The 2,418-nt window shown below is 69.1% G+C and carries 2 protein-coding genes; both read left to right on the top strand.

Annotation, left to right across the window (positions count from 1 at the left end; translation table 11 throughout):
* The first annotated feature begins 205 nt into the window (after positions 1 to 205).
* Positions 206 to 1,150, top strand: coding sequence for a tyrosine-type recombinase/integrase (locus Q1B24_RS21735; protein ID WP_299933054.1), 945 nt, complete (start codon positions 206 to 208; stop codon positions 1,148 to 1,150).
* Positions 1,147 to 2,391, top strand: a complete 1,245-nt coding sequence (locus Q1B24_RS21730) for a tyrosine-type recombinase/integrase (RefSeq protein ID WP_299933051.1) — start codon at positions 1,147 to 1,149, stop codon at positions 2,389 to 2,391. The genes Q1B24_RS21735 and Q1B24_RS21730 overlap by 4 nt, the downstream gene beginning before the upstream one ends.
* The last annotated feature ends 27 nt before the right edge of the window (positions 2,392 to 2,418 follow it).

Genomic DNA, 2,418 nt, shown 5'->3' with positions numbered 1-2,418 from the left:
TGCTTGTTATGCACGTGATCCTTCAGGACATTTCGACCAGCCGTTGTGGCTGCCCGTCGACGGAGCTGGAGGCCCCGAGATGTCCCTGCTCGATCCGTGTCTGATTCGTTCTCGAGGACCGTCCGGTGAGGTGGTGGTCCGGCTCGGGGTGCCGTGGGTCGATGACTACCTGGAGTTCATGGAGGGCCGGTGCCGTCCGAACACGGTGCTGGCCGCGGCCTACGACCTGCGGGTGTTCTTCAGGGTGGTGGACAAGACTCCGGCCGAGGTTGTCCCGGCTGACGTGCTGGGGTTCGTCACCGCTCAGCGCACGGGCCGCAGTGGGGGTGCGGGGCTGCACCCGGTTGAGGACGAGCCGGGCGGGGTCGCGATCAGCACGGTGGCTCGCCGGTTGTCGCTCGTGTCCGGGTTCTTCGCCTACCTCCAGGCCCGCGGTGACATCACCGCGAATCCGGTGCCACGCGGGTTGCCCACTCGACGCGAACGCAACCGTCCCGGGCATGGAGTGCCGCTGACGAAACGGGTGCGTCGGCTGCCGCGGATCCTCACGCCCGAAGAGGTCGACGCGCTGAGCGCGGCGCTGCGCACCCATCGGGACCGGGCGATGGTCGCGGCGATGGTGTTCGGTGGGCTGCGTCGCTGCGAGGTCCTCGGGCTGCGGCTGGAGGACCTGCGGGTCGCCGAACGCCGGGTCTTTATCGCTGATGGCAAGGGCGGCCACCAACGCCTGGTGCCGGTGTCCTCGCGGTTCTTCGCCGCGGTCGCGGCCTACCTTGACGTCGAGCGTCCGCCCGGCGTGGACACCGACCGGGTGTTCGTGGTCCTCAAGGGCCCCACCAGGGGACGGCCGTTGTCGGTGCGCGGGCTGGATGAGGTCCTCGCCGGCGCCCGGCGGCGCGCCGGGCTGGACCATGCGACCTGCCACGAGCTGCGGCACACCTGCCTTACCCGGCTCCGGGAGGCCGGGATGGCACTCGAGGCGGTGCAGGCCCAGGCCGGGCATGCCTCGATCGAGTCCACCCGGATCTACCTGCACCTGGCTGATGACTGGCTCGCGGCGCAGTACCGCAAGGCCGCCGAAGTCCTTGACGCCCAGCTCTACGCCGGCCAGCCGACCCAGCCGACCACGATCGATGGGAGCGTCCGGTGAGCGGGCCGCTGCTGCTGCCCACCTGGGAGCAGCTGAGCGCTCGCCCGCAGATCGTGTCCACGATGCGGCGCTACCTGAACCAGATCGGCTGCGTGCTCAGACCAGGCAGCGTCACCAACGCCGACCAAGCACTGCGCGCCTTCGCCGGTTTCCTCGCCGAGACCTCACCAGAGGTCACCAGCATCGACCAGGTCACCCGCCACCACATCGAGGACTACAAACCCTGGCTCGCGAAACGACCCGGACAGAACAAGGCACGGGCCAGCACCGCGACGCTGGCGCACCGACTCGGCACGCTGCGGATGTTCTTCGTCCGCATCGACGAATGGGGCTGGCAAGAAGCACCACCGCGAGTGCCGATGTTTCCCGGCGACTTGCCCCGCCAGGACCATCCGCTGCCCAAGGCCCTCGACGACGCCGCAGCCGCGAAGCTGCTCCGCGCCGCCCAAGCCGAGTCCCGGCTGCTGATCCGGGTCACCGTCGAGGTGCTCCTACGCACCGGGCTACGGGTCAGCGAGTTCACCGCCCTGTCCGCCGACGCCGTCGTCCAGATCGGTGCCGCACCCTGGCTGCACGTCCCCGTCGGCAAGCTCCGCGAGGACCGCTACCTGCCGCTACACCCACACCTGGTGATCCTGATCGAGGACTACCGCACCGCACACGTCGACCCCGGGCACCCGCTGCTGCTGCCCCGCGAGAACGGGCGGGCACTCGACCGGCACACCGTCACCCGCATGCTCAACAAGGCCGGAGCTGCCGCCGGGCTGCCACACATCCACCCCCACCAGCTGCGGCACACACTCGCCACCCAGGCCATCAACCGCGGCATGTCACTCGAAGCGATCGCGGCAATGCTCGGTCACCGCAGCATGGACATGACCCTGCGCTACGCCAAGATCGCCAACCGCACCGTGGCCGACGAGTACTTCGCCGTCACCGATCAGGTCGACGCCCTCTACGCCAAGACCGAACCGCTGCCCGCCGACGCCATCGGACCCAAGATGGCCCGACTGCGCCGCGAACACCACCGACTCCTCGGCAACGGCCACTGCACCCGACCAACCGAGCTCGACTGCGCCTTCGAAGCGATCTGCGAGAACTGCAGCTTCTTCCAGACCAGCATCGAGTTCCGACCCACCCTGCAGGCCCAGCACGACGACGCCGCAGCCAAGGGCCAGCACCACCGAGCCGACCTCTTCAACCAGCTCCTCACCGGCCTCACGGAAGGCGAAGCATCATGAGCGACCGCCCCGACCCTGTGCATAATG

The sequence above is a fragment of the uncultured Nocardioides sp. genome (assembly GCF_947488025.1).
In the GTDB taxonomy this organism is placed as follows: Bacteria; Actinomycetota; Actinomycetes; order Propionibacteriales; family Nocardioidaceae; genus Nocardioides.
Note: the sequence above shows the minus strand (reverse complement) of the source record. Positions and strands in the feature narration are given on the sequence as shown.